This window comes from Gordonia sp. AC31, from assembly GCF_031844505.1.
Taxonomy (GTDB): domain Bacteria; phylum Actinomycetota; class Actinomycetes; order Mycobacteriales; family Mycobacteriaceae; genus Gordonia; species Gordonia hongkongensis.
On the sequence record NZ_JAUZVK010000052.1, the window covers coordinates 1 to 5,425 of the forward strand.

The window sequence follows — 5,425 nt, forward strand, 5'->3', positions numbered from 1 at the left end:
TTTTTTCATGGAGAGTTTGATCCTGGCTCAGGACGAACGCTGGCGGCGTGCTTAACACATGCAAGTCGAACGGAAAGGCCCAGCTTGCTGGGTACTCGAGTGGCGAACGGGTGAGTAACACGTGGGTGATCTGCCCTGCACTCTGGGATAAGCCTGGGAAACTGGGTCTAATACCGGATATGACCAACTGTCGCATGGTGGTTGGTGGAAAGCTTTTGCGGTGTGGGATGGGCCCGCGGCCTATCAGCTTGTTGGTGGGGTAATGGCCTACCAAGGCGACGACGGGTAGCCGACCTGAGAGGGTGATCGGCCACACTGGGACTGAGACACGGCCCAGACTCCTACGGGAGGCAGCAGTGGGGAATATTGCACAATGGGCGCAAGCCTGATGCAGCGACGCCGCGTGAGGGATGACGGCCTTCGGGTTGTAAACCTCTTTCACCAGGGACGAAGCGTGAGTGACGGTACCTGGAGAAGAAGCACCGGCCAACTACGTGCCAGCAGCCGCGGTAATACGTAGGGTGCGAGCGTTGTCCGGAATTACTGGGCGTAAAGAGCTCGTAGGCGGTTTGTCGCGTCGTCTGTGAAATTCTGCAACTCAATTGCAGGCGTGCAGGCGATACGGGCAGACTTGAGTACTACAGGGGAGACTGGAATTCCTGGTGTAGCGGTGAAATGCGCAGATATCAGGAGGAACACCGGTGGCGAAGGCGGGTCTCTGGGTAGTAACTGACGCTGAGGAGCGAAAGCGTGGGTAGCGAACAGGATTAGATACCCTGGTAGTCCACGCCGTAAACGGTGGGTACTAGGTGTGGGTTCCTTTTCACGGGATCCGTGCCGTAGCTAACGCATTAAGTACCCCGCCTGGGGAGTACGGCCGCAAGGCTAAAACTCAAAGGAATTGACGGGGGCCCGCACAAGCGGCGGAGCATGTGGATTAATTCGATGCAACGCGAAGAACCTTACCTGGGTTTGACATACACCAGACGCGGCTAGAGATAGTCGTTCCCTTGTGGTTGGTGTACAGGTGGTGCATGGCTGTCGTCAGCTCGTGTCGTGAGATGTTGGGTTAAGTCCCGCAACGAGCGCAACCCTTGTCCTGTATTGCCAGCGGGTTATGCCGGGGACTTGCAGGAGACTGCCGGGGTCAACTCGGAGGAAGGTGGGGATGACGTCAAGTCATCATGCCCCTTATGTCCAGGGCTTCACACATGCTACAATGGCTGGTACAGAGGGCTGCGATACCGTGAGGTGGAGCGAATCCCTTAAAGCCAGTCTCAGTTCGGATTGGGGTCTGCAACTCGACCCCATGAAGTCGGAGTCGCTAGTAATCGCAGATCAGCAACGCTGCGGTGAATACGTTCCCGGGCCTTGTACACACCGCCCGTCACGTCATGAAAGTCGGTAACACCCGAAGCCGGTGGCCTAACCCCTTGTGGGAGGGAGCTGTCGAAGGTGGGATCGGCGATTGGGACGAAGTCGTAACAAGGTAGCCGTACCGGAAGGTGCGGCTGGATCACCTCCTTTCTAAGGAGCACACAACATCACCCATTTCTGCCGGCGTATGTCTGTGCGGTGGGTGTGTGTTCGAGGGTGAAACATCAGACAGGCCCACCTCTTCTACACCGGTAGAGGGATGGGGGGTCACTGCGGGTCCGTGAGGGCTGGCGGGTTCATTGTCACGCTATCGGGGTTCTGAGAGAACACATGCGTGTTGTCTCTGACCTAGCTCATGACTGGGGTGCGGGTGGTGATCGTGACTGTGATGGTCGCGGGAGCGCGTGCACGGTGGTGGGTGTGTGTTGTTTGAGAAGTGCATAGTGGATGCGAGCATCTTTATTTCAAACCAATGCTTCGACTGTTGTTGGAGTGCTGGTCTGTGATTTAGCAGAATTTGTAGTGTTGTGTGATGTCTACATTCGATCCTCGTTCATGGCCGGCCTGTGTGGCTGGTTTGTTGGGGGGTTGTTTGTAGGTGTTGTTGTAAGTGTGTAAGGGCGTTCGGTGGATGCCTTGGTACCAGGAGCCGATGAAGGACGTGGTAGGCCGCGATAGTCCTCGGGGAGTTGTCAAACGAGCTGTGATCCGAGGGTGTCCGAATGGGGAAACCCAGCACGAGTGATGTCGTGTTACCACCAGCTGAATGTATAGGCTGTGTGGGGGGAACGTGGGGAAGTGAAACATCTCAGTACCCATAGGAAGAGAAAACAATTGTGATTCCGTGAGTAGTGGCGAGCGAAAGCGGAGGAGGCTAAACCATGCGCATGTGATACCGGGTAGGGGTTGTGTGTGTGGGGTTGTGGGGTTCGTCTTCTTCCATCTGCCTGTGGAAGCGTGAGTGAGAAAACTGTGTGTTAGGTGAAGTGGCCTGGAATGGTCTGCCGTAGTCGGTGAGAGTCCGGTAGCTGAAAACACATGGTCTTGCGTGACGGTGTCCCCAAGTAGCAGCGGGCTCGTGGAATCTGCTGTGAATCTGCCGGGACCACCCGGTAAGCCTGAATACTTCCTGGTGACCGATAGCGGACTAGTACCGTGAGGGAAAGGTGAAAAGTACCCCGGGAGGGGAGTGAAATAGTACCTGAAACCGGACGCTTACAATCCGTCAAAGCCTGTGCCTTCGGGGCGGGTGATGGCGTGCCTTTTGAAGAATGAGCCTGCGAGTTAGTGCTCGGTGGCGAGGTTAACCCGTGTGGGGTAGCCGTAGCGAAAGCGAGTCTGAATAGGGCGTTTGAGTCGCCGGGTCTAGACCCGAAGCGGAGTGATCTACCCATGGCCAGGGTGAAGCGTCGGTAAGACGTCGTGGAGGCCCGAACCCACTTCAGTTGAAAATGGAGGGGATGAGTTGTGGGTAGGGGTGAAAGGCCAATCAAACTCCGTGATAGCTGGTTCTCCCCGAAATGCATTTAGGTGCAGCGTCACATGTTTCTTACTGGAGGTAGAGCTACTGGATGGCCGATGGGCCCCACAGGGTTACTGACGTCAGCCAAACTCCGAATGCCGGTAAGTGAGAGTGTGGCAGTGAGACTGCGGGCGATAAGGTTCGTAGTCGAGAGGGAAACAGCCCAGATCGCCGGCTAAGGCCCCTAAGCGTGTACTAAGTGGAAAAGGATGTGGGGTCGCGAAGACAACCAGGAGGTTGGCTTAGAAGCAGCCACCCTTGAAAGAGTGCGTAATAGCTCACTGGTCAAGTGATCCTGCGCCGACAATGTAGCGGGGCTCAAGTACACCGCCGAAGCCGCGGCACTCACACGTTAGCCCGTCGATCTTTTACGGAGGGTCGACCAGGTGTGTGGGTGGGTAGGGGAGCGTCCTGCATCCGTGGAAGCGCCGGAGTGATCCAGGTGTGGAGGGTGTGGGAGTGAGAATGCAGGCATGAGTAGCGAAAGCAGAGTGAGAAACTCTGCCGCCGAATGACCAAGGGTTCCTGGGCCAGGCTAATCCGCCCAGGGTGAGTCGGGACCTAAGGCGAGGCCGACAGGCGTAGTCGATGGACAACGGGTTGATATTCCCGTACCCGTGTATCCGCGCCCATGCTGAATCAGTTGTACTAACCATCCTGATCCCCCAGGAGCACCTTCGGGTGCCGAGTTGGGGTGATGCATGGGACCTTGGCTGGTAGTAGGCAAGCGATGGGGTGACGCAGGAAGGTAGTGGGGCCAGTCAGTGGTTGTACTGGTGTAAGCCTGTAGGGCGAGTGATAGGCAAATCCGTCACTCACAGAGCCTGAGAGGTGATGCGTAGCCGTTGTGGCGAATTCCATGATCCTATGCTGCCGAGAAAAGCCTCTAGTGAGTTGGTACACGGCCCGTACCCCAAACCAACACAGGTGGTCAGGTAGAGAATACTAAGGCGATCGAGAGAACTGTGGTTAAGGAACTCGGCAAAATGCCCCCGTAACTTCGGGAGAAGGGGGACCCATCCTGGTGACGATCTTTTCGGTCTGAGCTGGTGTGGGTCGCAGAGACCAGAGAGAAGCGACTGTTTACTAAAAACACAGGTCCGTGCGAAGTCGTAAGACGATGTATACGGACTGACGCCTGCCCGGTGCTGGAAGGTTAAGAGGACCGGTTAATCACTTCGGTGGTGAAGCTGAGAATTTAAGCCCCAGTAAACGGCGGTGGTAACTATAACCATCCTAAGGTAGCGAAATTCCTTGTCGGGTAAGTTCCGACCTGCACGAATGGCGTAACGACTTCTCTGCTGTCTCAACCACAGACTCGGCGAAATTGCAGTACGAGTAAAGATGCTCGTTACGCGCGGCAGGACGAAAAGACCCCGGGACCTTCACTATAGCTTGGTATTGGTGTTCGGTTCGGTTTGTGTAGGATAGGTGGGAGACTGTGAAGTGGGCACGCCAGTGTTCATGGAGTCGTTGTTGAAATACCACTCTGATCGTATTGGACTTCTAACCTCGGACCCTGATCGGGTTCAGGGACAGTGCCTGGTGGGTAGTTTAACTGGGGCGGTTGCCTCCTAAAAGGTAACGGAGGCGCCCAAAGGTTCCCTCAGCCTGGTTGGCAATCAGGTGTTGAGTGTAAGTGCACAAGGGAGCTTGACTGTGAGACGTACATGTCGAGCAGGGACGAAAGTCGGGACTAGTGATCCGGCACCGGCAAGTGGAAGCGGTGTCGCTCAACGGATAAAAGGTACCCCGGGGATAACAGGCTGATCTTCCCCAAGAGTCCATATCGACGGGATGGTTTGGCACCTCGATGTCGGCTCGTCGCATCCTGGGGCTGGAGTAGGTCCCAAGGGTTGGGCTGTTCGCCCATTAAAGCGGCACGCGAGCTGGGTTTAGAACGTCGTGAGACAGTTCGGTCTCTATCCGCCGCGCGCGTAAGAAACTTGAGGAAACCTGTCCCTAGTACGAGAGGACCGGGACGGACGAACCTCTGGTGTGCCAGTTGTCCCGCCAGGGGCACTGCTGGTTAGCTACGTTCGGAAGGGATAACCGCTGAAAGCATCTAAGCGGGAAGCCTGTTCCAAGATGAGGTTTCTCACCCCCTTTGCGGGGTTAAGGCCCCCCACAGACCATGGGGTTGATAGGCCAGAACTGTACGCACAGCAATGTGTTCAGGTGACTGGTACTAATCGGCCGAGGACTTACCAACAACACCCACAACATCACCAAACACGACAGTGTTCCTGGTTGGTGTTCGCATCCACTATGTACTTCTGAAACAACACACTCCTCCGGGTGGCTTCGCCCCCCGGACACCCCCCAACAACACCACGGTGTGACGGGGTGGTGAGAGGTGACAAACAAACACACGCACACTACATGAGCGTGTTGTTTCACAAAGTTACGGCGGCTATAGCGGAGGGGAAACGCCCGGCCCCATTCCGAACCCGGAAGCTAAGCCCTCCAGCGCCAATGGTACTGCACCCTAATCAGTGTGGGAGAGTAGGACACCGCCGAACACAA

The 5,425-nt window shown here is 56.1% G+C and carries 3 rRNA genes; all 3 read left to right on the top strand.

The features are described 5' to 3' along the window. The first annotated feature begins 4 nt into the window (after positions 1–4). The 3 genes from Q9R39_RS24250 (at position 5) to rrf (ending at position 5,421) form a co-directional block, all read left to right on the top strand. Positions 5–1,527 (top strand): 16S ribosomal RNA (locus Q9R39_RS24250). 454 nt (positions 1,528–1,981) lie between these two features. Further along, a 23S ribosomal RNA gene (locus Q9R39_RS24255) occupies positions 1,982–5,111 on the top strand. Between the two features lie 193 nt (positions 5,112–5,304). After that, positions 5,305–5,421: ribosomal RNA gene (gene rrf / locus Q9R39_RS24260) — 5S ribosomal RNA — on the top strand. Together the 16S, 23S and 5S rRNA genes form the textbook arrangement of a ribosomal RNA operon. The last annotated feature ends 4 nt before the right edge of the window (positions 5,422–5,425 follow it).